The organism is Microbispora sp. CA-135349, from assembly GCF_050947365.1.
GTDB lineage: Bacteria > Actinomycetota > Actinomycetes > Streptosporangiales > Streptosporangiaceae > Microbispora.
Genome location: NZ_CP192001.1, coordinates 7,486,041 through 7,512,777 on the forward strand (window position 1 = coordinate 7,486,041; position 26,737 = coordinate 7,512,777).

A 26,737-nucleotide genomic window follows, 5' to 3' on the forward strand; every position below is an offset into this window, starting at 1 on the left:
CATGGACCGCCTTCTCCTCGGCCCGCACGCCCCCGAACCGCATGCCTCGGACCCGCACGCCGGCCCGGCCGAGGAGGCGGCGCTCGGGGCGCTGCTGCGGTGCTGGCTGCGCGAGGTCGGCGGCCCCCGTGGCCATGTGAGGGCCGCAGGGCCTCACCTGACGCTCCGCGTGGCCGGGACACCGGTGCGCGTACGCGCCCGTGGCGGAATCGCGCTGCGCTTCGACGGCCCGCCCGAGCACCTCGTCACCGGTGAGGGGGCGGAGGGCCGGTGGCGGCCCCTGAACCTGCCCGCGCTCGTCGCTCTGCTGGAACGGGAGCTCGACGGCGGCAACGAGGAGTTCGCCGCGCAGGTGCGCGCAGGCAGGGAGGCGATCGCGGCGATCCTGGCCGCCCGCGAGCGGGCCGTCCCCCCCGCCGACCCGTGGCTCGCCTCCGAGCAGGCCCTCGTGGCCGGGCATCCGTTCCATCCGGCTCCAAAAGCCCACGGAGGCGACGGCTGGCTGGACTACGCGCCCGAGACGCACGCGCGGTTCGCGCCGCGGCTGCTCGGGGTGCGCGCCGATCTGGTGGCCCAGGAGGGGGACACGGCGGCGCTGGACGCGTTCGGCGGCGCGCCTGCGGGATACCTCCCGCTGCCCGCCCACCCCTGGCAACTCGACCTGCTGGCCGCCGACCTGCGCGGGCCGCTCGCGGACGGGCGGCTCGTCGACCTCGGGCCCGGCCCCCGCGCCGTCGTGCCCACGTCCTCGGTCAGGACGGTGTACGACCCCGGCACCGGCATGTGCCTGAAGTTCAGCCTGAACGTGCGGATCACCAACTGCGTGCGGAAGAACGCGTGGTATGAGCTGTCCGGCGCGGTCGAGCTGACCCGGCGGCTCTCGCCCGTCTTCGACCGGCTGGCCCGGCGCTTCCCCGGCACGCGGTGGCTGCCGGAACCCGGCTACCGCTCGGCCGCCCTCGGCACCCGGCTGCTGGAAGGGCTCGGGGTGATCGTGCGTACCGGCCCGTGGGGGGTGTGCGGGCCGGGGATCACGCCGGTCCTCGCCGCCGCCCTGGCCGCCGGTGCGGACGGGGTGCCCCGGGCCGTCCTGGCCCGCCGCGCGGCCGACCCTGTCGCATGGTGGGAGGCGTACGTCGAGCGCGTGGCGTATCCGGTGCTCGACGCCTTCTTCCGGCACGGCGTCGTGCTCGAAGCGCACGTGCAGAACGTGCTGGTCGGGTTCGACGCCGCCGGGTGGCCGGTCGAGGCGGTCTTCCGCGACCTGGAGGGCACCAAGCTGGTGGCCGGCCGCCACGACCTGACCGGCCTGCCCGGCGAGGTGGCGGCCCCCCTGTCGTACGACGCCGCGGGCGGCTGGAACCGGGTCGCCTACTGCCTGTTCGTCAACCACCTCGCGGAGGTCGCCGCCACCGTGGCAGACACCGTCGCCGGCACGGTCGACGACGTTCTGCGCGCGTTGTGGGCGGCCGCCCGTGCGACTTTGAGCCGCTATGTGGAGGACCACGCCGCCGGTCCGGCCGAACCGCTGACGCGGCTGCTGGCCGGGGCGCCGCTGCCGGCCAAGGCCAACCTGGGCGTGCGCTGGGCGAGGGCGGCCGACCGGACCGCCGGATATGTGCCCGTCCCGAACCCGCTCGCGCAGCCCGGCCAGCGCGTGATCGGCGGGCAGACGGGCGTGGAGACGTTGACCGAGGTGTGCGGGGAGCGCGGATGAGCATCGATATTCCGGCGGGCGTGCGGAAGGTCGCCGAGTCGCTGGACGACGTCCCCGCCTACGTCTACGACCTGGCCGGGCTCGCCCGCCACGCCGCCGCCGTACGGGCCGCCCTGGCGGGCACGGAGATCTGCTACGCAGTCAAGGCCAATCCCGACCCGGAGGTGCTGCGGACGCTCGCGCCGCACGTGGACGGCTTCGAGGTCTCCTCCGGCGGCGAGTTCGCCCACGTCAGGGCGGTGTTGCCGGAGGTCCCGCTGAGCTTCGGCGGGCCGGGGAAGACCGGCGCCGAGCTGGCCCTCGCCCCCTCGGCGTACCGCTGGCACGTCGAGAGCCCGGCCGAGCTGCGGCGGATGCGGGAACCCGCGGACGTGCTGCTGCGGGTCAACCTCGACGTGAACGTCGCCGGCGCGGCGCTCGCGATGGGCGGCGGCGCCACGCCGTTCGGCATGGACCACGGCGGGGTCGCCGAGTGCCTCGCCCTGCTCGGGTCCTCACCGGTGCGGCTGCGCGGCGTCCACGCCCACCTCGCGAGCGGCCTGGCCGCCCCCGGCCTGCTCACCCTCGCCGAGGCCGTCCTGGCGTACGGCAGGAGCCTCGGGCTGCGCGAGTTCAACGTGGGCGGCGGCATGGCCGTCTCCTACGCCCGCCCGCAGGAGCGGTTCGACTGGGCGGCGTACGGCGCGGGCCTGCGGAGGCTGGCACTGCCGGGCGAGACGCTGCGCGTGGAGCCGGGACGCGCCCTGACGGCCTACTGCGGGTGGTATCTCGCGACCGTGCTCGACGTGAAGCGCGTCCACGGAGAGCGCTTCGCCATCATGTCGGGCGGCACCCACCACCTGCGGACTCCGGTGACGAAGGGACACGACCAGCCGTTCGCCGTGCTCCCGAGGGGCGGCGGGGGCGAGGACGGGCCGGTGACCCTGGTGGGACAGCTGTGCACCCCCAAGGACGTCTTCGCCCGCCGCGTCACCGCCTCACTCGCCGTCGGCGACGTCGTCGCCTTCGCCATGGCCGGTGCGTACGCGTGGAACATCTCGCACCACGACTTCCTCATGCATCCGAAACCCGCGTTCCACTACCTGAGGTGAGGGCTACCAGGACAGCGTGAGCGTGCCGTCGAGGACCTTGGCGGAGTTGGCGAGGCGGGCCTGGTTGAGCGCCTTGACCACGTCGAGCCGGGCACGGTCGCGGTCGATGACCCGGTTCTCGGCCTCGACGAAGACCGTACGGCGCACGTCGGAGTAGCCCGTCTCGGCCCGGCACTCCGCGTCCGCGACCGCCGTGTCGATCTCGGCCCGTGTGCCGCGCGGCTTGGGGGTGTGGCCGATCGAGTCGTCGTTGACGGTCACCGCCCAGCGGGGGTCTCCCAGGGCCTGGTCGGCGCTCCGGTAGTCGAAGCCCTCCGACCTCATGCAGTCGCTCCACTCGCGCTCGGCCGCCGCGATCCGCGGGTCACTCAGGGCGAGGTCGGTCGCGCTGTCGACGAAGCGCGGGACCTCGTCGTCGTCGAACCTCTTGCCGGCATCGGCCGGGCCGAGGCCCCGCGCTCCCCGGTTCAGCAGGGCGTCCGCCGCGGTCATACACCCCCCGGGCGGCGCATGCATTCCTCCACGAGCAGGAACCGGGCTCGTATCACCTGCGCACGGTCTTTCGCGCCGAGACTGTAGGCGTCCAGGGGAAGGGTGAGATCCGGAGGATTCACCGCCGCCGACGAGGCCGAACATCCGGTCACCGCCGCGACACAGGCCGCTGCCATCGCCATCCGCAAACCCGACATAGGGAATTCATAGCCGATCATGAACAGCCCGCGTCGGCGAAAGAGGTAATCACTCTCGCGGAAAAGTCCGATCCCGTCGCGAGACATTTGCTGCAGGTACGTCGCCTATGACCGATTCACGGAGCCGGTTTTCCTCTTCCCGGTAGGGCTTTCCTTCACCTCGTCGCCCCTTCCAGGAATTTCCCTCCCATCATCCCCCTGTTACTTTCCGTGGCGATCCGGAAACCTTCCGTACCATCGATGGAGGAGCAGGAGAGGATGACGACATGGCCCTCACCAAGCCGACCAAGCGCGGCAGGCACGACCACTCCGTCCCGCAGAAGCAGGACGATCCCGTCTCCGACGAGCACGAGCCCCCAGACGCCGGGAAGCCCGAAGAGCACGAGCATGAAGAACCACAGGAGCTCCCTGACGAGGTGCTGCACCTGTGTACGCAACTCAACGACGCCGGTTACCGGGCGGAAATTCGTCTCGGGCAGGTCGTCGTGACGCCGCCCGCGGGAAGGGAGAGTACATACATCGTCGACAGGCTCTCCGATCTGCTGATCCCGCTGAAGCTGGCGAACGGCTGGCGGTTCCACCAGACCTGGGGGGTGCACATCCCGCCATATCAGGATCTTCGGCTACCCGATCTCATGGTCGCCCCCGATGAGGTCGAGCAATTCGACAACATGCGCATGCGCGGACACTGCGCCCTCCTCGTGGTTGAGGTGTGCTCGCCCGGAACGTACAAGGTCGACTGGCAGGAGAAGCCGCTCGACTATGCGCGGGCGGGCGTGCCGCTCTACCTGATCATGGACCCCGTGGCGTCTCCGCGCAGAGTGACGCTGATGAGCGATCCCCTCTCCGACCTCGAACCCTTCGATTATCACCGGCAGGCGTACCGGAAGATCGTCACGGCCGAGGAGGGCGAGGTCCTGAAGCTACCCTGGCCCTTCGAGATCAAGATCGAGACGAGCGCGCTGTTCGACCAGGACGAACCGGTGGTCACTCCTCAGGAACCCGCTGAATGAGGGTGGTGAGGCCGTCCGCGTCGAGGAGGTCGACGGGGCGGACGGTCTCGTTCGAGCGGACGTAGTGGAACGCGGCCCCCACCTTCTCCAGCGGCACCCCGGACAGCGTCGCCCAGGCCACCCGGTAGGCCGCGAGCTGGACCGACGCGGTTTCGGCCGCCCTGCCCTGCGGCCGTTCGCCGGTCTTCCAGTCGACCACCACGTAGCCGTCGCCCTCGCGGAAGACCGCGTCCATCCGCCCGCGCAGCAGGCGGTCTCCGATCATGGTCTCGAACGGGACCTCCAGGTCGACCGGCTCACGCGCGGCCCACTCGCTCTCCTCGAACCGCTCCTGCAGCTCGGCGAGCTGGACGTCGGTCTCCGAGATCTCGTCGGCGGCGCCGGGCAGTTCCAGGTCATCGATCAGGCGCTGCTGGCCCCAGCGCGACTCCAGCCACCGGTGGAAGGTCGTGCCTCTGCGAGCCAGCGGGGCGGGCCTGCGCGGCACCGGACGCCGCACCTGCCGGGCGAACGCCGCCGGATCCTGGGTCAGCGTGACCAGCGACGACACCGACAGCCGTGACGGCAGCTCCACGACCGCCCCGGCCCGCCGGCGGTTCATCTCTCGCTCACGCAGCAGGAGGTCGGTGTCGCGCGCCCAGGCCCGCATCCGCTCCCACTCCCGCATGCTGAGCAGGACCTGGTCGTCGGCCGCCCCGGAGGCGACGCCGGTCATCGCCTCCTCGACGAGGCGAGCGCCGTCCTCGACGGCGGCGGGCACCTCGATCGACGGCCAGTCGGCCGAGGCGGGCTGGGCGAGCAAGGGGTTCACGGCGTCTTCCGTGTCCTCCGCCTCGCCGGCCCAGCCCGCGACCTCGGCCCCGGCGTCTCTGATCTCCTCCAGGAAGCGGGACGGCGCGAGCGGCCTGGACGAGGTCCCCCAGCGGTAGCCGCTCGCGATCAGCAGATAGTGCGCCCGGGTCACGGCGACGTACGCCAGGCGCCGCTCCTCCATCAGGTCGCGGTCGCGGCACCGCTCGTCGAACTCGGCCAGCGCCTCCTTCTCCAGCCCGGCAAGGGCCGGCAGGTCCGCAGCGTCGCCGCGCAGCGGGTACGGCAGCTTGCGGGGGTTCTCCGTCCAGCGTGAGTTCGTCACCGGCGCCGCGGGGAACAGCGTGCCCTTCGTCGGCGCCCCGTCCTTCGTCGTGAGCTCCGACAGCCCGGGCACGATCACGACCGGCCACTCCAGGCCCTTCGACGCGTGCACCGTCATCAGCTTGACCGTGTTGCTGTCGCCGACCCGTCCCGCGTCCAGCCCGAACTCCTCGGTCTCCGCCGCCTTGAGGTACGCCAGGAACGCGCCGAGCGTCGGGTCCTCGGAGTCGCCGGCGAAGCGGAAGGCCGCGTCGAGGAAGGCGTCCAGGGCGGCACGGGCGGCCAGCGGGCTACCTCCCTTGGCGGCCACCTCGACGTCGAGGCCGAGTCTGCGTTCGATCTCGCTGACGAGATCGGGCAGCGGCTGCCCGGTGTGGGAGCGCAGCAGGCGCAGCTCCTGGGCGAGCGCGGGCATCCGTTCCCGCGCGGCCGGGGAGAAGCCCTCCAGCCAGCCCTGCCGGTCCGGCAGCTCGTCCAGCGCGTCGACGAGACTGCCGCGCTCCTCCGCGAGGTCGGCGACGACCTGGTCGAGCGGGTCCTGTGGCCGCGGCTCATCCCGGCCGCCGCGAAGCTCCCTGTTCAGTTCGCGGGCCCTGTCGCCGAGCAGCTTCAGGTCGGCCGGCCCGATCCGCCAGCGCGGCCCGGCGAGCAGCCGGACCAGCGCGTCGCCGGCGGTGGGGTCGTAGAGGACCCGCAGCGTCGCCACGATGTCGGCGACCTCGGGCACGGTCAGCAGGCCGCCGAGCCCGACGACCTCGACGGGGATGTTCCTCTTCTCCAGCGCCCGGCGCAGCGCGGGAAACTGGGACCGCTTGCGGGCCAGGATCGCGACGTCCTGCGGCTGCAGGACGGGGCCGCGTTTGCTCCGCTCGCCCTCGCTCCAGGGCAGGCCGTCGGGAGCGTGCCCGGATCCGAGCAGGTCCCCGATCTGTCCGGCGATCCACGCCGCCTCGTCCTCGGCCGTACGGTGGAACGCGCATCGCACCCGTCCGCGGCCCGCTCGGTTGCCGCCCGGCACCAGCACCGGCACCTGCCGGGCCTCCCCGCGCAGGGGTGACTGGATCCGGGCCGCCACGTCGAGCACGCGCTCACCGTTGCGGAAGCTGACCGACAGCTGCCGCACCGGCGCGGGCTCCCCGGATGCCGTGGGAAAGTCGTGGGGAAACCGGGACAGATTGCCGGCCGACGCACCGCGCCAGCCGTAGATCGACTGGCAGGGGTCGCCGACCGCGGTGACCGGGTGGCCCCCTCCGTACAGGGAGCGCAGCAGCACGAGCTGGGCGTGGCTGGTGTCCTGGTACTCGTCCAGCAGGACGACCGAGAACCGGGACCGCTCCGACATCCCGACCTCCGGATGCCGGCTGGCGATCCGCGCGGCCAGCGCCATCTGGTCGCCGTAGTCGATGACCTCGCGGCTCCGCTTGAGCCGTTCGTACGCCTCGACCATCGGCAGCAACTGCTCGCGTACGGCCTGGGTGTCCACCGGCTTGCGCTGGTCCTTGGTGACCCGTCCGGTGAGCGCGGCCAGGCGCTCGCGCAGCCGGTCGCCGACCTCACGCACGTTCTCGGGGCCGCACAGGTGTTCGGCCATCTCCCCGGCCAGCTCCAGCACCGCGGCCGTGACGGTGGTGGGGGCGTAGTCGACCCGGTCCATCGGCCCGTCGTACCGCCCGACCACCCGTGCCGCCATCTGCCAGGCGACGGCGGGAGTGACGAGCCGCATGGTGGGCTCCAGCCCCTCCCGCAGCGCGTGGTCGGTCACCAGCCGGGCCGCGTACGCATGGTACGTCGAGATCGTCGGCTCGGAGTCGAGCACCTGCTCGTCCTCGACGACGCCGGCCTTCGCCAGGCCGGCCAGCCGCTGACGCACCCGCTCGGCGAGCTCGGCGGCCGCCTTGCGGGTGAAGGTGAGGCCGAGGATCTGCTCGGGCCTGGCCACGCCGTTGGCCACGAGCCAGACCACCCGTCCGGCCATCGTCTCGCTCTTGCCGGACCCCGCGCCCGCCACGACCACCATCGGCTCCGTGGGCGCCTCGATGACCACCGCCTGCTCGGGGGTGGGAGTGCGGATGTCCAGCCGTTCGGCGAGCTGCCCCGGCGTCAGCACACCTGGCCCCCCTTGTCGTTCACCGGGCAGGCGATTCTGGCCGCGCACGTGCGGCAGCCGTCGTTGACCGTGGCCTGGAACACCTTCGCCGACATGCCCGTCGCCACGGTTTTCACCAGTTCTTCGGCCCACTTGGGCTCCGGGTCGTCCGTGAGCGCCCCCTGCACCTGCTCCTTGGCCTCCTTGGTCCCCGCCGCCTTGCCCACGTGCAGGAGCGAGGCGCCGCCCGGCTCGGTCAGGCCGAGCTTCTCGAACGCCTTCAGCGTCGTGGCGAGCTGGTACACCCCGAGCTGCGGGTGCCGGTCGATCTCGCCGTCCTTCGGTTTGGAGGTGCCGGTCTTGATGTCCACGATGACCGCCCGGCCGTTCCCGTCGCGCTCGACCCGGTCGACCCGGCCCTTGATGCGTACGCCGATCTCCGGCATCTCGACGGTGAACGCCTCCTCGGTCCTGACGAGATCGCGGTCGTTGTTCTTGTGCCACTGCACGAACCGTTCGACCATCTGCTCGGCGACGAGGCGCTGCTTGCGGTTGAACCACACGCCGCCGAAGTCCAGTTGGTCCCAGACGTCGTCCAGCCGCCCGAACAGGTCGCTGCCGTCCTGCGTCGCCAGCACGGCGATCGCGTGGACCACGGTCCCGAGGCTCTGGACGACGCTGGTGTCGCGCGCGCCCACCGCCGTCTCCAGTACCCACCGCAGCCCGCACCTGGTGAAGCTCTCCACCGCCGAGGGCGAGATCTGCACCACGTTGTCCGGCCAGCCCAGCGGCCGGTCGTCGCTGATCGGCGTCAGCGCGTACCACTCGCGGGGGTTCGCGCCGGGCACCCCGGCCTGCGCCAGCCGGGCGAGGTGCCCGGCGGCCGCCCGGCGCATCGGCTCGGGCCTGTCGGTGTCGCACACGACGGAACGCAGGTCCGCCACGAGCGCGGACATGCTCAGCCACCGGGCCCGGTCGTCGGTGGTGGCCGGGGCGACCCCCTGCGGCAGCAGCTCGGTGAGGAACCGGGAGGGCCGTTCGTCGGTGTCCTCGCCGCCGACGGCGGTGACGACGAGCCTCCTGCGGGCGCGGGTCGCCGCGACGTAGAACAGCCGCCGCTCCTCGGCGAGCAGCTTGGAGGTGATGGTCGCGGCCGTCACCTTCTCGGTGGCCGCCTCGGAGCCCGAGACGAGTTCGACGAGGGCCTCGGTGCCCAGCAGGGATCCGCGCAGGCGCAGGTCGGGCCACAGGCCCTCCTGTACGCCGGCGACCACGACCACGTCCCACTCCAGGCCCTTCGACCGGTGCGCGGTCAGGATCCGCACGGCCTCACCCTCGGGGGCGGACTCGGCGAGCGTGTCGCCGGCGATCTCCTGAGAGGTCAGGTCGTCGAGAAAGACCTCGACTCCGGCCTTGGGCAGCCGGTCGGTGAAACGGGCCACGTGGTCGAACAGCGCGACGACCGCGTCGAGGTCGCGATCGGCCTGCGCGCCCCGCGCCCCGCCCGCGAGGCTGGCCTCGGTCCAGCGCTCCGCGAGCCCGCTGGCCTGCCAGATCTCCCAGAGCGTCTCCTCCGCGCCCCGGCCGTGCCGTACGGCCTCGCGGGCGATCGCGATGAGCCGCGCGAGGCGTTCGGCCGGGGCCGCCACGTGCGGCTCGACGCCGCCGAGCTCGCGGGCGTCGAGCAGCGCGGCGACCAGCAGCTCGTCCGACGAGTGGAGGGTGAGAGGCAGGGCCGGCTGCCCGCTGTCCTCCTTCGCGGACTCCGCCACGGCCGCCTCGTGCTCGGCGATCCGCAGGGCGCGGCGCAGCCGTCGTACGCCGATCATGTCGGTGCCGCCGAGCGGGCCGGTCAGCAACTCTTCGGCGGTCGCCACGTCGAGCGCTTCGAGCGCGGCGGGCGGGACCGGCCTCTTGTCGCGGGCCGCAAGCGACGCGGCGACCCGCAGCAGCGTGACCAACGGCCGGACGCCGGGCTCCTGCACGAGCGGCAGCTCGTCGCCCGCGACCACGACCGGCACCCCGGCCGACACCAGCGCCCGGCGCAGCATCGGCAGCTGCCGTACGGCGCTGCGCACGAGGACCGCCATGCGCGACCACGGCACCCCGTCGAGCAGGTGGGCACGGCGCAGGGTGTCGGCCACCACCGCGGCCTCCTGGCTCGCGCTGCCGGCCACCAGGACCTTCACCTCGCCCGGGTCGGCGTCCCCGACGGGGATCAGATCGCGATGGCCTCCGGTCTTGTTCTCATGGCCCGGTACGGCCGGGAGGCGGAAGGCGACGCGGCGCGAGGCCTCCAGCAGGGCCGGGCCGCTGCGGCGGCACACGCGCAGCGCGATCACCGGGGCGTCCCGTCCGTCCGGGGCCGGGAACCGTTCGGGAAACCGCAGGATGCCCTGCACGTCCGCGCCGCGAAAGCCGTAGATGGACTGGTCGGGGTCGCCCACGGCGATGAGGTCGCGGCCGTCCCCGGCGAGCTGCCCGAGCAGGAACTCCTGCGCCGGGTCGGTGTCCTGGTACTCGTCGACCAGCACCATGTCATAGGCCGCCCGTTCGCGCCGCCGCACCTCGCCGTCGGTCAGCAGGCCGGCCGCCGCCCGGATCAGCTCCGAGTAGTCCAGCGCGGGCACCGGGTCGAGGTCGAACCGGTCCTGGTAGCGGAAGGAGAACAGGCCGGCGGCCTCCCAGTCGGCCCTGCCGTGCTCGCGCCCCAGCCGCACCAGCGCATCGCCGTACAGGCCGCGCTCGGCGGCCCGGGACAGGAAGTCGCGCAGCTCCTCGGCGAACCCCCGGGTCTTCAGCAGCTCCCGCATGTCCGGGGGCCAGTGCCGCGCGCCGTCCTCCAGCTCGCCGTGCAGCAGCCGCCGGATCTCCAGCAGCTGCTCGGGCCCGGTGAGCAGCCGCGGCGGGGGCTCGCCGGCCAGCACCGCCTCCCGGCGCAGCAGCGCGTACGCGTAGCTGTGGAAGGTGAGGGCCAGCGGCGTCCTGGTGGTCCTGCGCATCCGGGCCGTGATACGTTCGCGCAGCTCACCGGCCGCCTTGCGGCTGAAGGTGAGGACGAGCACGCGCTCGGGGTCCACGCCGCGGCGCTCGACCCGGTCGACGACGGTCTCCACGATCGTGGTGGTCTTGCCGGTGCCCGGCCCGGCGAGCACCAGCAGGGGTCCGCTCTTGTGCTCGACGACGGCGCGCTGATGTTCGTCCAGCACCGGGGCCGCTCGGCGTCCCACGCCCCCACGACGCACCAGCCGGTAGTTCTGACCACTCACAGCACAGCATTCCACCAGATCACTGAGGCAGATCGTGCCCGAACGCCCAGTCCGTGACACGATTGGGCGGATCAGCCCCGCATGCTCAGCCCCTGGTCCTGCCGGAGCCGGGCCAGCGTGCGGCCGGTCGGGGAGGCCGGATCGGCGGTGTACATGACCACCAGCAGGTCGGGGTCGCCCGGCAGAGCCAGGGTCTCGTATGCGAAGTCCAGGTCTCCGAGCTCCGGGTGCCGCAGCAGCTTGGCCCCGAAGGTCTTCTCGGCCACCCGGTGCTCCTCCCACAGGCGGGCGAAGTCCGGGTCGGCGGACAGGTCGGCGACGAGCGGGCCCAGCAGGGGGTCGTCGGGGTGCCTCCCGGCGTACAGGCGCAGATGGGCGATGATCTCGACGGCCACAGTCGCCCAGTCGCGGTAGAGCGAACGCGCACGCGGCGACAGGAACGTCTGACGGGCCATGTTGCGCTCACCCTCGGGCATGGCCGAGAAGCCGGTGATCCGGTCGGCGAGGGCGTTCCAGGCGAGCACGTCCATCCGGGGGCCGAGGACGAACGCCGGCACGCTGTCGGCCGCGTCCAGGAGCATCCGCACTCCGGGCCGGACATGGGAGGCAGGAGCCCGCCGGTCCTCGGGCGGGCGCAGGAGGCGGCGCAGGTGTGCCCGCTCGGTGCCGTCCATGCGCAGCACCCGGGCGACCGCGTCGAGCACCTCGTCCGAGACGTTGCGTACGCGCTGCTGCTCCAGGCGGATGTAGTACTCGGCGCTCACGCCCGCGAGCAGCGCGACCTCCTCGCGCCGCAGCCCGCTGACACGCCGCCGTCCGTGTGCCGGGAGCCCCGCGTCCTCCGGCCGGATCCGGGCCCGGCGAGAGCGCAGGAACCGTCCCAGATCACCATCCATGACGCCCAAGACTAGTACTGCCGTTACCAGGAAAGGGCGTGGCCTGGGTAGGCCCGCCCCGCCCCGCCAGAGTGGCTCTCGTCAACCTCGAACGCGAAGGAGTCACGATGAGCTACGAGAACCTGGCCGGACGCGTCGCCGTGGTCACCGGGGCCGCCAGCGGCATGGGAGAGGCGACGGCGCGGCTGCTGGCCGCCTCCGGCGCGAAGGTCGCGCTGCTCGCCCGCCGCGCCGACCGGCTGGAGGACCTGGCCCGGAAGATCGCAGCCGACGGCGGCACCGCGCTGGCCGTGACCGCGGACATCACTCGGGACGACAGCGTGGCCGCCGCCGTGGACCGGATCCACGCCGAACTCGGGCCCGTGGACCTGGTGGTGAACGCCGCGGGCGTGATGCTGCCCAACCCGATCGACGACGGCCGCATCGACGAGTGGACGCGGATGCTCGACACGAACCTCGCCGGCGCCCTGCGGATCATCCGGGCCTTCACCGCCGACCTGCTCGCTGCGGCGGCGGACGGCAGGACGGCCGACCTCGTCAACGTCTCGTCGATCGGCGCCCACGCCGTCTTCCCCGGCTACGCCGTCTACGGGGCGACCAAGGCCGCCCTCACCCACCTGTCCACACTCCTGCGCACCGAGTTCGGCCCGCGCGGCGTGCGGGTGACCAACATCGAGCCGGGCCTGACGGCGACGGAGCTGGGCGACCACGTCGACAGCCCGGAGCTCGGGGCACAGCTGGCGGGCATGTTCCAGGTCATCACGCCCTTGACCGCCGAGGAGATCGCCGACCTGATCGGCTACACGGTCAGCAGGGCCAAGCACGTCAACCTCCGTCAGGTCGTCGTGCTGCCGACGAACCAGGCCTGAGGTCTCCGTGCGCCGGGCGTCTCGGTCAGGCGAGCAGCTCACCCAGAGAGCACTACTCGTCAAGAGGAACCACGTCCGTGGTGCGGGGCCGGGTGACGCGGGCCCGGACGAGGCCGATGAGCGAGGGACCGCCCCAGAAGCACCACAGGGCGATGACGGGATCGCAGATGGCGCAGCCGAAGGACGAGTCGTGGGCGAAGGGGATGATCGGGCTGCCCTTGAGGTGGTGGAGAATGTCCCATCCGGTGTGCAGCAGCCAGGCGATCCCGATGAACGTCCACGACTCCAGGCCGCGATAGGCGCAGTACGCGACGAGCGCGGTGAAGGGGAACTCCCAGCCGCCGAGCCCCCCGCCACTGAGGTAGGCGGCCCCCGCTCCGGCCACCATGACGGCGTTGAAGCGACGGCGGTGCGGTTCGGGGATCAGCGACATCAGCACGGCGTAGGCGAGGCCGATCAGGATCGGCATGACAAGACTCATGATTGTGCGGCTCTCTCACATGGCTGTCGTGATGGCGCGAGCGGACGGCCGGCACCGCGGATGGCGACGGCGAACCCGCGGCAGAAAGCCAATCAGACGGCCACATGCCTTCCCAGGGGCATTGGCGACACATGCCGACGGGATCCCGCCAGGCGCCGGGGCGACATGCCGCGCCCCGGGCCGCATGGAGACGGGCCCGGGGCGTAGAAGGCTCACCGGCGAGGAGGAGAACCGCCGCGGCGGTTCTCCTACGCGGATGGACGTCCCTTGTCGGGCACACCCCCGAGAGGGACATCGCGCAGATTCAGCAGCAGCAGGAAGGCGCCGCCCCCCACGATCGCGATGTCGGCGACGTTGCCGACGAACAGGCCGCCGTAGTCGATGAAGTCCACGACATGGCCCTGGGCGAAGGCGGGCGGGCGGAAGAGGCGGTCGAGCAGATGGGATGTGGCGCCCCCGAGCAACGCTCCCAGCACGAGAGTCCAGGCCGGCGACCGCAGCCGCCGCCCGACGTAGAGGATGCCGGCGACCGCGGCGGCCGTCGTCAGGGTGAACACCCACGTCACCCCCTCGCCGGTCGAGAAGGCGGCGCCGGCGTTCAGCAACAACCGCAACCGGATCAGCTGCGGGATCACCGTGATGGTCCGACCGTCGGAAAGCGCGGACGTCGCCCAGAACTTGGAGGCCTGGTCCACGAGAAGAACGACCGCGGCCAGCACGAGCATCCGCCCATATTGCCGCATGCCTGGTCTCGTCCCCTGCGAACCTCGCCCGTCCGACACCCCTACCTCGCGATCCACGACATTCTCGGTCTCGGTCAGGACGTGAAGACGTGATCGATGACGCGGGCGGTGGCCTTGCCGTTGTCGTGCGGCGCGTAGGTCCGCACGAAGGACGCGTAACGGTCGGCCAGCTTGGCGGTCACGGCGTCGATGTTCCGCAGGGCCTCCACGACCTCGGGCGAGGTCTCCAGGCGCGGACCCGGGCGCTGCGACTCCAGGTCGAGGTACAGGCCGCGCGAGGAGCGATACTTGGCCAGGTCCGGCGTGAACAGCACGACCGGCCGCCCGGTCGCCACGAAGTCGAACATGACCGACGAGTAGTCGGTGACGAGCACGTCGGCGATCAGCAGGAGATCGGCGGTGTCGGGGTAGGTCGTCACGTCGATCGCGAAGCCGCCCTGCGCGTTCACGTGCGGGAAGGCCTGCATCATGTGACCTCGCACCAGCACGACGTGATCGGCGCCGAGTGCCCGCTTCGCGTCGGCCAGGTCGAGCTTGACCGCGGCGTTCCTGCGGTCGTAGTCGCGGTAGGTCGGTGCGTACAGGACGACCCGCTTGCCCTCGGGGATGCCGATCCTGCGCCGGATCTCCGCCGCCAGGGCGTCGCGCTCGCCGGAGACGAGGACGTCGTTGCGCGGGTAGCCGGCCTCCAGGATCTCGCCCTCGTAGCCGAAGGCCTTGCGCAGCACGGACGACGCCCACGGGCTCTGCGACAGCAGCACGTCCCAGCCGCGCACCTCCACGGCCTGGCGGTGCCACACCGGGGGCCGGGGCTCGCGCTTCATGTGGGCCTGGTCGCGGCCGATGTGCTTGACGGGCGTGCCGTGCCAGGTCTGCAGGCACACCTGGTCCTCACGGGTGCGGAACCACTGCGGCAGGAAACCGTTGGAGACGATGTAGCGGGCGCGTGCCAGCGCCTCGTAGTGCTCCCGGCTGCCCTCGCGGACCACCGTGGGCGTCACGCCGTCGCCGAGCCCCAGCTCGTGCGAGCCCGGCGGCACGAACGCGCCGTCCCTGACGACCCAGATGTGCTCGCTCTCGTCACCGCGCCGCAGCCGCTCCTCGTAGATGGCGCGCGGGTTGTCCGAGTACGCGCGGCCGTCGAAGGAGACGTAGACCGTCGCCTCGCGCAGGGGCCGGGCGCGCTCGGCGGGGTAGAAGGTGCGGCTGAGCGCCCAGACACCCGCCGCGCTCCGCTCGTCGCCCGGACGGTCCTCCGCCGCGACCAGCACCGGCACGTCGTAGCGGGTGGCGACGAACCGGTAGACCCGGCCGCCGATGGCCCTCGGTCCCTCGTCCAGCACGTCGAGGCCCGCGTGGTCGAACCGGGCGGGCACCATGGCGGGGCCGTACCTGCCGGGCGGGGCCACCGAGATGTTCCACGTGCCCTCGGCCAGCGGCACGGCCGACCCGAAGCGCGGCATCGCGCCGGGCGACAGCCGTACGGTGAACCGCTCGCCGTCGCGCTCCAGCGGCATCCGGATCGTGAGCCCGCCCCGGTGCCGCAGCACCAGGTCGCGCGGCCCCTGGTCGGGGTCGGGGTAGCGGCCGGTGAGCGTGATCGACTCGTCGTGCCACTCGGCCGAGGTGATCACAGGCAGGATCTTGTGACCCGAGATGACGACGCGGTCGCGCCGGTCGCCCTGCACCGTGACCTCGCGCTCGCCGAGGAGCAGGCGGGTCTCCTCCGCGCCCTCCAGCATCACGGCCGCGGCCGGGTCGCCCTTGGGCTCGACCCACAACCGCCGGGACTCGGCGTTGAGCAGGGTGCCGACCGCGAGCGACAGCGAGAAACGGCTGCCGCCCTCGACCGGGGCGAAGTCGGCCGACATGCGGTGCCCGCCGACACGGGCCTTGCCCTTGGTGATCGGCCGGCCCGGCAGGAAGCCGGTGAGCTCGATGTTGTCGCCGTTCAGCTGCACATCGGTGAGCTGGGCGCGGGTCGGCTGGTAGACCACCTGCAGCGCCTTGTCGGAGGTCCACACGGGCCGCACCCACCAGCGCGGGCGCACCTGCAGCCCGGCCGGGCGCTCGGTGCGGCCGATCACGGGACCGCGCAGCACGCCCTTGGCGCGGGCGGCGCGGCTCCAGATCACGATCTCGGCCCGCCAGGTGGTGGTGTCCTGGACGGTGTGGCGGCGGCGCAGCACCCGCTTCGTGCCGCGCACCAGGGCCCGCACCCCGGCACGCCAGCGCAGGGAGAACGGATGCAGCTCGGCCGTGAAGCCGGCCCAGTCGTAGTTGCATCCGGGTTCGCGGGCGGCGTGGGTGGCCTCGGGGCGGTAGGTCCTGCGGGTCCTCATCGTGACCCGGGGCAGCCAGCGGGGACCGTGCAGCACGACGGTGGCGCGGTTGAAACGGCCGCTGCGGACCGACAGGCCCGCGATGTAGGCGTGCCCGGTCACCCTCAGGCGGTTGCCCACCCAGGTGATGTCGTCGATCTGCGTGACCGGCACGAGGTCGGCCGCCCGCAGGCGCAGCAGCGAGGGGTCGCCGACCTCGACCGGCAGGTCGGCGTACCACCGCAGGCCCCGCCGGACTCGGCGGGACGGCTCGGCCGCGGCGGCGGCGAGCTTGACCAGCGCGTCGCCCTCGGCGAGCTCGCCCGGGTCCTGCGTCTCGATCAGGTGGCAGGCGACCCGGCGCCCGACCGGCAGCTCCCGCTTGACCTTCGGATCGACCTCCGCGAGATACGGCCGGAGCGCGTCGATGGTCTGGCGGCGGCGGGCTGGCCCGCGCTTGGCTGCGGCGTCGAGGCGCAGACCGAGGGGACCGGCGATCGCCTCGCGGTCGACCTCCCGGCGCTGCGCGGGGCTAAGCCCCTCCGCGCGCACGAGCGCGACCAGCGCGTCGATCGGCTCGCCCCGGTCGTAAAGCTCCTGGACAGCCCGCAGTCGTTCAGCGACGGCGTCGCTCGTGGGTGCGGGTGTCATACGGGAGGCACCACCCTTCGCCAGACCTGTGTTCAGAAAATGGTAATGCCCTCAGAACACTGCCAGATCTGACTCGCGCAAGCCTGTGGATTTCCTGGGAATCGCCGTGTGACACCCCTGTGGCACGGGGTGACGAGCAGCACTACGCGGGGGGAGGGGCGCCCGTCCGACCGATCACACAGCGGTTTGTCATTCATCCGGTTAGGGATCAGGGAGACGATTCGGCGGTCAGGCGCGGCCGTCCCAGCGGGCCGCGCGCATGTCGGCCCGCGCGCCGCGGACCGGAGTGCCCTCCTCGCGCCACCGCGCCAGGCATTCGGCCTCGAGACCGGCCGCTGGGGTGCCGTCGGCGTGGATCACCCGCCACCACGGCACGGCCCCGCCCCACAGCGACATCACGCGGCCGACCTGCCGGGGGCCGCCCTCGCCGAGATACTCGGCCACGTCTCCGTAGGACATCACCCTGCCGGGAGGGATCCGCTCGACCAGGTCGAGCACCCGCTCGGCGTACGGCGGCGGCTGGCCGCGGCCGTCTTTCAAGCGCTCCACTCGGCCGGCCCGGCGGCGAGGATCTCTTCGAGCTTGCCGAACTCGTAGACCGACGATCCGTTGATCTGCTCGACGACCCCGTTCCTGATGCCGTACGCCTCGCCGTCCTCGCCCACGAGCCGGGCCCCCATGAGGTCGGTGAGACGGGCCAGCTGAGCGACCTGCCAGTCCGATCCCGGCTGACCGGAGAGCCGGCCCGACCAGGTCGCGACCGGGTGCACGGAGTCGCCGTGGCGCGCGACGATCTCGCTCGCCTCGTGCGACCCGCGCAGCTCGAATCCGGCCTGCGCCGAAACGCTCGCGAGTTCGGCGTAGGCGAGCGGTGCCTCACGCTCTACGCGCAGCTCGTACCCCATGAGCCGCGACCTTAGCGAAACTTGACCCGGCTGTGTCACCGGAAACACGAACATCGGGAGTACCGCGTCCGAAATGCAGCGAAACGGCGGCCAACATGTGATCACCGGCGGATGAGCGCGACGGCGGCGGCACAAAAACCGCCGATTCCGAGCAGAACGGCGATGCCGTAGATCCAGAGCCTAACCGGATCCGGTCCCGGGCGCGCGGGCCCCTGCGAGACCGGGCCCTTGCCGAAGTGCGCGTCGTCCCGCACCGCGGAGGCGGGGCCGTATCCGGTCAGCTCCCCGGCCTTTCGCAGGGCCGCCGCCGCGTCCACCACTCCGAATCCGACTTTGTCGTCGTAGCCCGACGACGGGTGGGGACGGGAGGTCGACGTCAGAGCACGCGACACCAATTCCGGCGGCAGATCAGGATATTTCGCCTTAATTAGCGCGATAGTTCCCGCAACGATCGCGCTGGCCACTCCGGTCCCCGACACCGTCCCATGGCGGCCCCCGGCGAGAGCGACGGGCACCCGGTCCCCGGGCGCGGCGACCAGGACCGAGAGGTTGTCGCTGCTGCCGGCGGTCTTGGCGCCCCGGCGGTCGACGGCGGCGACCCCCACCACTCCGGGGTAGCCCGCCGGGAACGCCCAGTAGGAGGTGCCGTTCTGCCTGGCGTAGGGCGACCTGCCCGCGTCCCCCACCGCCGCCACGAGCACCACTCCCCTCGCCAGCGCCGAGGAGATGGCGTCCCGCTCCACGCGGTCCACGCCGTACGCCGGGACGGGCAGGCAGATGACCTTGGCCCCCCGGCCGATCGCGTAGCGGATGCCGCGGGCCAGAGGGCTGTCCTGTGTCTCACGCGCCGGGCCCTCGGGACCGGCGGAGCCGCCCTGCCCCGGCCCCGCCGCCGTCACGGGCAAAGACAGCACCCGCGCCTGCGGCGCGACCCCGGAGATCCCCCCGCCGCGCCCGTTTCCCGCGATCACCGAGGCCAGCGCGGTCACGTCGTCGCCCGGTCTCATCGTCTCGTCGTCGAACGTCGTGCCCGTCATGTCCGGCCCCCGCTCGACCCGGCCGCTCAGCTCGGGCACACCGGTGTCGGGCTGGCCGCCGCCGAGCAGGGCGACGGTCACGCCCGCGCCCTTGCTGACCTTCCACGCGGCGGCGGCGTTGACGGCGTGGAGCGCCCACTGCCCGTCCTCACCGCCGGGCGCCGGCGCCGCGGCCCAGGCCGCCGGCCCCGTCCCCAGGAGGACGGCCGTCAGCGCCGCGCAGACGGAGGCCGGCCTCAGCACACGTTCCCCTGCGTGCAGCGGGGGACGTCCGGGGGCTCGGCGAGGGCACGCGCGATGCGCCCGGCCACGGTCTCGGCCACGGGCCACATCTCGCTGTTCACCTGTTCCTCCAGGGGGACGGAGGCACGCGTCCTTCCGTCGGTGTACCCCACTGCGGAGAAGACGATGTACGGCCCCGCGCCCACCCATCCGGTGCGCTGGCGCTGGGCCGCGCCGAAGGTGTCGGTGACCGTACCGGGGAAGGCCATCGGCCGTACGCCCACCCGGTCGTCCACCGGCAGTTCGCCCGCCGCGTCGGTCCTGGCCTGCTCGCCCGGCAGCACGGCGACGCCCACGGTGACGGCGAACGTCGAGGTCTGGTCGACGTAGGTGGCGCGCAGCATGGCCCGGCAGCCGTGTTTGCGCAGCACGGACGCCACCGGCGCGTCGACCGCCGCCGCGCACGCCGCCTCGGGGGCGATGCCGACCCGGCGGGCGTACTGCTGCGCGCGGCCGAGCGCCGTGTACGGAAGCTCCTCGGGAAAGACCATCCCGGCGGGCCAGGCACGCCACCGTCTGGCGACGTCCTCGGCCACATAGCGGGCGCGCTCGGCGTCGGTGAGCGGCCGGGACCTGTTCTCCTTGATGAACCCGACCGACCCCAGCAGCACGTTGACCGCGGCGACGGCGAGGACGACGCCCATGATCGTCAGGTAGAGCGAGCGGAAGCGGATGCCGCGCTCGAGCTCGGCCCGTTCCCTGGCCGCCTCCGCGGCGGCGGTCCGCCCCTTCGACCCCGTCCAGGTCCGTGCCCGGGTCCGGCGGGCGGACGCGCCGAGCGGCGGTGCCCCCGGAGCCGTCCGGCCGTCTCCCCGCAGGCTGCCCCGTCTGAGCCCGGCCTGCCTGAGCCCGGCCTGCCGGAGGCCGGCCTGCCGGAGGCCGGACGGCGTCCGTGCCGTCGGCGGGATGCGGGGCTGCTCGGGCGGCATACTCCGATGCTACGTCGGCAGCCTCGTCGGCCAAGGAGCCGGCGGCAGCGCGTCGTTCTCCTCCTGCCGTCTGCGCGCCCGCCGCGCGAGCACGAGCAGGACGGCCAGGCCCGCGCCCGAGCCGGAGAAGGCGCCGAGCGCGATGCCGCCGTAGAGGAGGATCGTCCCCGTGTCGCGCCGTACGACCACGATGGGGTCGTGGTCGTTCGCGGACGAACGGACGGGACGCGAGGGGCTCTGCACGCCCGATCCCGACGCCGTCGTGCGATGGCGGGAGAGGGTGGCCGCCACGCTCAGCGCCCGGTACGCGTTGACCACCCCGAACCCGGTGCCGATGTTGTACGGCCCCCGGTGGTCCGGCGACGAGGTGAGCGCCTGCGCGACGAGGGCGGGCGACATGCGGGGGTGGCGCGACTTGATCAGCGCGGCGACGCCGGAGACGAGCGCGGTCGCCTGGGAGGTCCCCCGGCCGACCCAGTACTCGTCGCCCGGCCCGGCCCCGAGGACGTCGACGCCCGGGGCTGCCACCATCACCGAGGAGTTGCGGTTGGAGAACGAGGCGCGTCGCAACGTGGACGTGACGGCGGCCACCGAGATCACCCCGGGGATCGCCGCCGGATAGGAGTACGGCGCGGTCCGCTTGCCCGCGCCCTCGTTGCCCGCCGCGGCGACGAGGACGACGCCCTTGGATATCGCGTACGCGATCGCCGAACGCTCGTCCTTCGTCGGCATGTCCTTCGACAGCGACATGTTGATGACCTCGGCGCCGTGGTCCACGGCGTACCGGATGCCCTTGGCGACCACGGCCTCGTAACGGGCGTCCGAGTTGAACGTGCGGAACCCGGGCTCCTCGTCCTCCAGGATCACCCGCACGGACAGCACCCTGGCCTCCGGCGCGACGCCGATGATGCCGTCGGCGCCGTCCGGGCCGTGCCCGTGCCCGGCGATGAGCGAGGCCATGTAGGTGCCGTGCAGGCGCACCGGCTGCACCCCCCGCGGGTTGGCGCCGGCGGTGAAGTCCCTCCCGGTGACGACCGATCCGGCGAGGTCGCGGTGATCGGGGTCGACCCCGGAGTCCAGGACCGCGACGGTGACGCCGCCGCCCTTCGTCAGCCGCCAGGCGTCGTCGACGTCGAGGGTGCGCAGCACGTCCTGCTGGCTGAGCCGTACGTCGTCGGCGCCGGCCGGAACCGGAACGAGAAACGTGCCGCCGGACAGGGCGAGCACCGCGGCGGACGACGCGGCCAGGGCCCTGCGCCGGAGCGCGGTCAGCACTGCCACTCCTTGGCCGCGCAGTCGGGCGACGCCGGGGCGGTGAGGCTCGCGGCCACCTCCTCGGCCAGGTCCTCGGTGAACGAGAACATCGTCTCCCGTTGCTCCCCGAGCGCACGGGCCGGACGCCCGTCGATCTGCCCCGCCGTCGTCATCACGAGGTACGGCCCGACCGCACGCAGGACCAGCGACTGGCGTCCGCTCGCGGTGAAGCGGTCGGTCACGGTGCCGGGGAACGCGAGGGCGCGCAGCCCGGGGGCGGCCGACCCGTCGCTGGGAAAGATGGGGATGGCCGAGCGCGCCTTGAGCTCGTCGCGGAAGGCCGCCACGCCGATCGTCACCACGATGCCCTGGAGGGCGTCGAGGTAGGTGGCCCGCAGGATCGCCCGGCAGCCGGCGTCCTTCATCTGGCCGGCGATGGCCGAGTCGACCGCGCCGCGGCAGTCCGTGCGCGGGGAGATGCCCACCCGCCGCGCCTGCTCACGCCCGCCCTGCTCACTCGTGTAGGGCAGGGTGGCGGGGAAGATCCGGCCGGCCGGCCAGCGCTCCCACCGCAGCGCCACTTCCGCCGCCCGGGCCTCGCGCAGCTCGGCGGCGCTCGGCCCTCTGGTCAGTTCGGCGACGGCGGCGCTGGCCGCGATACCGCCGGCGATCGCGCAGATGACGGTGATCGCGGTGGCCACGGCCACGGCCGGCCAGGTCCGCGTCTCGCCCACTGCGCCTCCGTTCCCGTCACGGCCTCCCTCCTCCAGTGACCTTAACGCGACCTACCACCCGTCATCCCCACAAATGCCTCCGGAAAGTACTTGACGCTACGGAAAGTAGAAAGTACTTTCCTAGATGGAAAGAGGTGGTGACGCGAATGAACCCCGAAGAAGCGGCACAGAGCCTGGCGACGATCCGGCGGACCCAGGCGAAGGCGTTGCGGTCGGAGCCCTGGTTCCCCCACTGGTACACCACCGGCGTCGGCGTGTTCGTCACCGGCGGCCAGTTCGTCACCGAGCCGGGCACCCCGATCCCGGTCATGATCGGTGGCGGGCTCGTGCTACTCACCGGCATGGTCATCCTGGCCTTCCTGATGGTGCGCAGGCGCAAAATGTCGGCGCACCGCAGCCTGATGACGGGGTCCGGTTCCGTCGCCTTCGCGGTGTGGCTCGTCGGCTCCATCGCCCTCGACATAGCGTTGACGTTCTGGCTCACCTTCGCGGAGGTGCCCTACGGGCGGACGTACGGCGCCCTCGCCATGACGGTGTTCATGGCCGCGACCGGGCCCTTCGTCGCGCGGTGGATCTCGGACCGGATGGCCCGCCGAGTGGAGAGCGGTCGCTGATGGAGCTCGACCCGGTCATCCACGCCCCCGCCCGGCTGCAGATCGTCTCGCTGCTCGCCGCCGCACAGGAAGCCGAGTTCGGGTTCGTGCGCGACACCGTCGGCGTCAGCGACTCGGTCCTGTCCAAGCACGGCAGCGCGCTGGAGGCCGCCGGCTACGTCGCCGTGCGCAAGGGTTACGTGGGCAAGCGGCCCAAGACGTGGTTCAAGCTCACCGACAAGGGACGGGCGGCTTTCACCGCGTACGTCGAGAACCTGCAGCGCATCGTCGCACCCAGCGGTCTCAGCGTCACTCCGGACAAACGCGCATAAGGGCGCTCAACGCGGCGACGGCCGCCGCCTCGTGATGAGGCGGCGGCCGTCGCCGTGGTCGTGGTGAATCAGTAGGTCGGCAGGCTGGGGTCGACCGTCTTGATCCAGCTCAGCACGCCGCCGCCCACGTGGACGGCGTCGGAGAAGCCGGCGTTCTTCAGGACCGCGAGCACCTCGGCCGAGCGGGCGCCCGACTTGCAGTGCAGCACGATCTTCTTGTCCTGCGGCAGCCCCTCCAGGGCCGAGCCGTTGAGGAACTCGCCCTTGGGGATCAGCACCGCGCCGGGAATGTTGACGATCTCGTACTCGTTCGGCTCGCGGACATCGATGATCATGATGTCCTCGCCGCGCTCGCGCATCGCCTCGAGCTCGGCCGCGGTGATCGTGCTGCCCGCGGCGGCCTGCTGCGCCTCGTCGGAGATCACGCCGCAGAACGCCTCGTAGTCGATCAGCTCGGTGATCGAGGGGTTCTTGCCGCACAGCGGGCACTCGGGGTCCTTGCGGACCTTGACGTCGCGGTACTTCATCTCGAGGGCGTCGTAGATCATCAGGCGGCCGACGAGCGGCTCGCCGACGCCGGTGATCAGCTTGATGGCCTCGTTCACCTGGATCGAGCCGATCGACGCGCACAGCACGCCGAGCACGCCGCCCTCGGCGCAGCTCGGGACCATGCCCGGCGGCGGGGGCTCGGGGTAGAGGCAGCGGTAGCACGGCCCGTACTCGGCCCAGAAGACGCTCGCCTGCCCGTCGAAGCGGTAGATGGACCCCCACACGTACGGCTTGCCCAGCAGCACGGCCGCGTCGTTGACCATGTAGCGGGTGGCGAAGTTGTCCGTGCCGTCCACGATGAGGTCGTAGCCGGAGAAGATGTCCATCACGTTGTCGGTCGTGAGAGCGACGTTGTGAATGACGACGTTGACCAGCGGGTTGATCTCACGCACGCTCGCGGCGGCCGACTCGGCCTTCAGACGGCCCACGTCCGACTGCCCGTGGATCACCTGACGCTGCAGGTTCGACTCGTCCACGACGTCGAAGTCGATGATGCCGAGCGTCCCTACCCCGGCCGCGGCCAGGTACAGCAGCGCGGGAGAGCCCAGCCCGCCCGCGCCCACACACAGCACCTTGGCGTTCTTGAGGCGCTTCTGACCCGCCATGCCGACGTCGGGGATGATCAGGTGGCGCGAGTAGCGGCGCACCTCGTCAACCGTCAGCTCTGCTGCCGGCTCTACCAGCGGTGGCAACGACACAGTTCCACTCCCGTTTTCGTGCCAATGTCGCGCTCGGCTCCATGGGCCCATCACAAGCTCTTCTCACAACTTAACCGGGGTGGCCCCGCATTCCCCAATCACGCTGTTCGGCGCAGGGGCGTCCTCGTGTAGGCCAGCAGACGGCGTGCCTCCCGGGCAACGAGCTCGGGATACTCCATCTGTGCCACGTGGCCGGCGCGCGGAAGTGTGACCAGTCGCACGTCACGGAAGACCCGTCCGGCCCGATGCGCCATGCGGGCGTGGACAAGCCGGTCGCGCAGGCCGTACACGACGAGGGTGGGCGCGGTGACCCGCTCGGCATGGCGCCAGAGGTTGTCCGGGCCCAGGCGGAAGTACTCGCGCACGATCGCGCGGGCACATCCGACCATGGCCGCGCCCGCGTGCGGGAGCCCGTCGCGGCGGCGCAGCTCCTCCACCGCCTCACGCAGCCGCTCCGGGTGGACCCGCCCGGCGTCGGCGTAACACATGCTGAGCGTCGCCTGGACGCGCCGCTCGGGCGGCAGCGCGCTGAGCCAGCGCACGGCCAGCTCTCCCAGGCGCGGAGCGGCCGACATGGCGACCCGCGCCGGTCCGTACCTCGGCAGCAGGTCGGGCAGCGCCGGCGAGACCAGCGTCAGCGACCTGACGAGATCGGGCCGCGTGGCCGCGACCCGCACCGAGACCGCGCCGCCCATGGAGTTGCCGAAGAGGTGGACCGGCCCCTCTCCCAGCGCCTCGACGAGCCCGGCCACCGCCCTGGCGTGGGCGGGGACCGAATAGTCGCCGTCCACGGGTTCCGGCGAGTAGCCGGCCCCGGGCAGGTCGACCGCGACCCCGCGCACCTCGTCGGCGAGCTCGCCCATCAGGTCGGTCCAGTTGGTCGCCGAGCCCGCCAGGCCGTGCACGTACACGGCGGTCTCGGGCGGCCCCTCCGGGGTCGTCCGCACATGGATGCGCGCTCCCCCCACGTCGATGAGCCGGCCGGGCCACGACGGAATCGGCTCGTCACCCACACGTCCTCCCCTGTTTCGCCTCGTTCGCCTCGTTCGCGTCGAGTTTCTCGACGATAACCCCGCCCGTACGTCACCTCGGCGGGCACTCCCGCTACCCGTGGGACGTGGGATCGATCATCCGGGTTCACCCCGTTCGGCGAGAGCGACATAGAGCCAATATCACCCTTATTCGGACATTTCGAAATGCGGATATGAATGACAATCCGGACTAAAGCACTCCTATCGGTGTCAACGATGCCAATAAAGCGATAAGTGAATGGCAAAAGCCGCCGATCGCCGTTTGTCGCTCGGACGGCGAGGAAAACAAGACAATGCAGGGATGATCCACCAAGGGTCATCAGTAAGGGCATTTTCCGAACGACTTGGAAAACGCCGGAGTGTCGGGGCAACAATCCTTCAAGGAGGACATGAAATGCCCAAGTTCAACAACCTGGTCGGGATCCTCGCGATCAGCGCCGCGCTCACCGGTGGTGCCGTGACCCTGGGTACCGCTGTCGCCGCCACCAGCGCGAACGCCACGACCGTCACGGGCGGCTACGTGGGCGGTGGCGGCGGCTACTACCCCTACGTGAACTACAACCGCAACCGGAACGGGCAGCGGCAGAAGAACAAGGCGCTGAACGGCAACAAGAACAAGAACAAGAACAAGACGAAGCAGTGGCAGCACGAGCGGCAGAACCAGGCCCAGAACCAGTTCCTGCTGCGTGACTTCACGCTCGTCCTCACGCCGTTCCAGAAGACGGACACCGACGCGCGGGCGCTTCCGTACAACTGGCAGTACGGAAACACGCAGTCGTACCCGTACACGCGTACGAACAGCTTCAGCGACCAGTTCAACAACCCGCGTCAGGACCAGGACTCCCTGGCCCAGCCGAAGACGAACACGGCCACCGAGGTCAACCCGCGCATCAAGAAGAAGGACATCGACGCGGACATCGACGTGGACGTGGAGAAGGAGAAGGAGAAGGAGAAGAAGAAGGGCTACGACCACGGCTACGACCACGGCTACGACCGCGGCTACGACCGCGGCGACGAGCCCGTGATCGTGCCCTGACGGGATCCGCACGAACGGCCTCGGTGAACGTCCCGGCCACGGCGGGTAACGCACCGGCCGACGGCCACCCGCGCTCGTGACCGGCGGCCTCACCTGAGCCGCGGCCCGCGAGCGACGGGAGACACGCTCGATCGGCGGAGCGGCGGACACACCCGCCCGCGGAACGGGCGGCGACCGGATGACCGTGAGACACGGCACCGGCGCCACCCGCGTCCGCCGCTCCGTCCGCGGTCGAGCGAGCAGCTGAGAGAGCAGTTGAGAGAGCAGAGCACCGGCGGCGTGTTTCGAGGAGAGGACCGCCGGTGCCAGGCGAACGCATCGCGCCGCGTCACACACGACGGCGCCGAACCCACTACCACCCGCCCTGGTCCCCCGCCGGACCGGGCCGGGGTCGCGA

22 protein-coding genes are annotated in these 26,737 nt (G+C 72.0%); 7 read left to right on the forward strand and 15 right to left on the reverse strand.

From position 1 onward, the window contains the following. The first annotated feature begins 1 nt into the window (after position 1). Together ACQPZZ_RS34485 and ACQPZZ_RS34490 are read left to right on the forward strand one after the other, a co-directional pair. Entirely contained in the window at positions 2–1,717 is a 1,716-nt protein-coding gene (locus ACQPZZ_RS34485; protein ID WP_432926004.1) for an IucA/IucC family protein, read from the forward strand. After that, positions 1,714–2,808 carry a type III PLP-dependent enzyme gene (locus tag ACQPZZ_RS34490; protein WP_432926006.1) on the forward strand — a complete coding sequence of 365 codons (1,095 nt, stop codon included), beginning with the start codon at positions 1,714–1,716 and terminating at the stop codon, positions 2,806–2,808. The genes ACQPZZ_RS34485 and ACQPZZ_RS34490 overlap by 4 nt, the downstream gene beginning before the upstream one ends. 3 nt (positions 2,809–2,811) lie before the next feature. On the opposite strand, the gene ACQPZZ_RS34495 is transcribed toward ACQPZZ_RS34490, so the two are convergent. After that, the gene (locus ACQPZZ_RS34495; protein ID WP_432926008.1) at positions 2,812–3,300 is read right to left on the reverse strand and encodes a hypothetical protein; all 489 of its coding nucleotides are present in this window, start codon (positions 3,298–3,300) and stop codon (positions 2,812–2,814) included. Positions 3,301–3,763: 463 nt separating this feature from the next. Between ACQPZZ_RS34495 and ACQPZZ_RS34500 the strand changes: the two genes are divergently transcribed. After that, the gene (locus tag ACQPZZ_RS34500; protein WP_432926010.1) at positions 3,764–4,510 is read left to right on the forward strand and encodes a Uma2 family endonuclease; all 747 of its coding nucleotides are present in this window, start codon (positions 3,764–3,766) and stop codon (positions 4,508–4,510) included. Here the strand turns inward: ACQPZZ_RS34500 and ACQPZZ_RS34505 are convergent. The 3 genes from ACQPZZ_RS34505 to ACQPZZ_RS34515 all read right to left on the reverse strand — a co-directional run bounded on the left by ACQPZZ_RS34505 (position 4,485) and on the right by ACQPZZ_RS34515 (position 11,895). Then, on the reverse strand, positions 4,485–7,751 hold the full coding sequence (locus ACQPZZ_RS34505; RefSeq protein ID WP_432926012.1) for an ATP-dependent helicase: 3,267 nt from the start codon (positions 7,749–7,751) through the stop codon (positions 4,485–4,487). The two genes, ACQPZZ_RS34500 and ACQPZZ_RS34505, sit on opposite strands and share 26 nt — an antisense overlap. Beyond that, entirely contained in the window at positions 7,745–10,999 is a 3,255-nt protein-coding gene (locus tag ACQPZZ_RS34510; protein WP_432926014.1) for an ATP-dependent helicase, read from the reverse strand. The genes ACQPZZ_RS34505 and ACQPZZ_RS34510 overlap by 7 nt, the downstream gene beginning before the upstream one ends. A 71-nt stretch (positions 11,000–11,070) precedes the next feature. After that, positions 11,071–11,895 carry a helix-turn-helix transcriptional regulator gene (locus ACQPZZ_RS34515; protein ID WP_432926016.1) on the reverse strand — a complete coding sequence of 275 codons (825 nt, stop codon included), beginning with the start codon at positions 11,893–11,895 and terminating at the stop codon, positions 11,071–11,073. Between the two features lie 107 nt (positions 11,896–12,002). Here ACQPZZ_RS34515 and ACQPZZ_RS34520 point away from each other — a divergent pair, with 107 nt between their 5' ends. Then, positions 12,003–12,764 carry an SDR family oxidoreductase gene (locus ACQPZZ_RS34520; protein ID WP_432926018.1) on the forward strand — a complete coding sequence of 254 codons (762 nt, stop codon included), beginning with the start codon at positions 12,003–12,005 and terminating at the stop codon, positions 12,762–12,764. A gap of 52 nt (positions 12,765–12,816) precedes the next feature. On the opposite strand, the gene ACQPZZ_RS34525 is transcribed toward ACQPZZ_RS34520, so the two are convergent. The 9 genes from ACQPZZ_RS34525 to ACQPZZ_RS34565 form a co-directional block, all read right to left on the reverse strand. Beyond that, on the reverse strand, positions 12,817–13,233 hold the full coding sequence (locus ACQPZZ_RS34525) for a DUF6010 family protein (protein WP_432926020.1): 417 nt from the start codon (positions 13,231–13,233) through the stop codon (positions 12,817–12,819). A gap of 260 nt (positions 13,234–13,493) precedes the next feature. Next, a complete protein-coding gene (locus ACQPZZ_RS34530) occupies positions 13,494–13,988 on the reverse strand; it encodes a signal peptidase II (RefSeq protein ID WP_432926022.1) in 495 nt (164 codons plus the stop codon). A 74-nt stretch (positions 13,989–14,062) separates the two neighbouring features. Further along, positions 14,063–16,960, reverse strand: a complete 2,898-nt coding sequence (locus ACQPZZ_RS34535; RefSeq protein WP_432926024.1) for a CDP-glycerol glycerophosphotransferase family protein — start codon at positions 16,958–16,960, stop codon at positions 14,063–14,065. A gap of 228 nt (positions 16,961–17,188) precedes the next feature. Continuing rightward, positions 17,189–17,500: an MGMT family protein gene (locus ACQPZZ_RS34540; protein ID WP_432926025.1), complete on the reverse strand. Its 312-nt coding sequence runs from the start codon at positions 17,498–17,500 to the stop codon at positions 17,189–17,191. Then, positions 17,497–17,865 carry a hypothetical protein gene (locus ACQPZZ_RS34545; RefSeq protein WP_432926027.1) on the reverse strand — a complete coding sequence of 123 codons (369 nt, stop codon included), beginning with the start codon at positions 17,863–17,865 and terminating at the stop codon, positions 17,497–17,499. The genes ACQPZZ_RS34540 and ACQPZZ_RS34545 overlap by 4 nt, the downstream gene beginning before the upstream one ends. 101 nt (positions 17,866–17,966) lie before the next feature. After that, positions 17,967–19,145, reverse strand: coding sequence for a S8 family serine peptidase (locus ACQPZZ_RS34550; RefSeq protein WP_432926029.1), 1,179 nt, complete (start codon positions 19,143–19,145; stop codon positions 17,967–17,969). Beyond that, on the reverse strand, positions 19,139–20,113 hold the full coding sequence (locus ACQPZZ_RS34555; RefSeq protein WP_432926031.1) for a hypothetical protein: 975 nt from the start codon (positions 20,111–20,113) through the stop codon (positions 19,139–19,141). Before ACQPZZ_RS34555 ends, ACQPZZ_RS34550 begins: the two co-directional genes overlap by 7 nt. A 9-nt stretch (positions 20,114–20,122) precedes the next feature. Beyond that, complete coding sequence (locus tag ACQPZZ_RS34560) at positions 20,123–21,388, reverse strand: S8 family serine peptidase (RefSeq protein WP_432926033.1); 1,266 nt, start codon at positions 21,386–21,388, stop codon at positions 20,123–20,125. Further along, entirely contained in the window at positions 21,382–22,101 is a 720-nt protein-coding gene (locus tag ACQPZZ_RS34565) for a hypothetical protein (RefSeq protein ID WP_432926035.1), read from the reverse strand. Before ACQPZZ_RS34565 ends, ACQPZZ_RS34560 begins: the two co-directional genes overlap by 7 nt. Positions 22,102–22,247: 146 nt before the next feature. Between ACQPZZ_RS34565 and ACQPZZ_RS34570 the strand changes: the two genes are divergently transcribed. Together ACQPZZ_RS34570 and ACQPZZ_RS34575 are read left to right on the forward strand one after the other, a co-directional pair. After that, the gene (locus tag ACQPZZ_RS34570; RefSeq protein ID WP_432926037.1) at positions 22,248–22,715 is read left to right on the forward strand and encodes a hypothetical protein; all 468 of its coding nucleotides are present in this window, start codon (positions 22,248–22,250) and stop codon (positions 22,713–22,715) included. Further along, positions 22,715–23,026 carry a winged helix-turn-helix domain-containing protein gene (locus ACQPZZ_RS34575; protein ID WP_363646932.1) on the forward strand — a complete coding sequence of 104 codons (312 nt, stop codon included), beginning with the start codon at positions 22,715–22,717 and terminating at the stop codon, positions 23,024–23,026. The genes ACQPZZ_RS34570 and ACQPZZ_RS34575 overlap by 1 nt, the downstream gene beginning before the upstream one ends. A 68-nt stretch (positions 23,027–23,094) precedes the next feature. Here the strand turns inward: ACQPZZ_RS34575 and moeZ are convergent, their stop codons facing one another. Together moeZ and ACQPZZ_RS34585 are read right to left on the reverse strand one after the other, a co-directional pair. Then, positions 23,095–24,273 (reverse strand): adenylyltransferase/sulfurtransferase MoeZ, encoded by a 1,179-nt coding sequence (gene moeZ / locus ACQPZZ_RS34580; protein ID WP_432926040.1) that lies wholly within the window; start codon positions 24,271–24,273, stop codon positions 23,095–23,097. Between the two features lie 98 nt (positions 24,274–24,371). Next, on the reverse strand, positions 24,372–25,286 hold the full coding sequence (locus tag ACQPZZ_RS34585; RefSeq protein WP_363646934.1) for an alpha/beta fold hydrolase: 915 nt from the start codon (positions 25,284–25,286) through the stop codon (positions 24,372–24,374). Between the two features lie 412 nt (positions 25,287–25,698). Here ACQPZZ_RS34585 and ACQPZZ_RS34590 point away from each other — a divergent pair, with 412 nt between their 5' ends. Then, a complete protein-coding gene (locus ACQPZZ_RS34590) occupies positions 25,699–26,340 on the forward strand; it encodes a hypothetical protein (protein ID WP_432926042.1) in 642 nt (213 codons plus the stop codon). Positions 26,341–26,737: the final 397 nt, after the last annotated feature.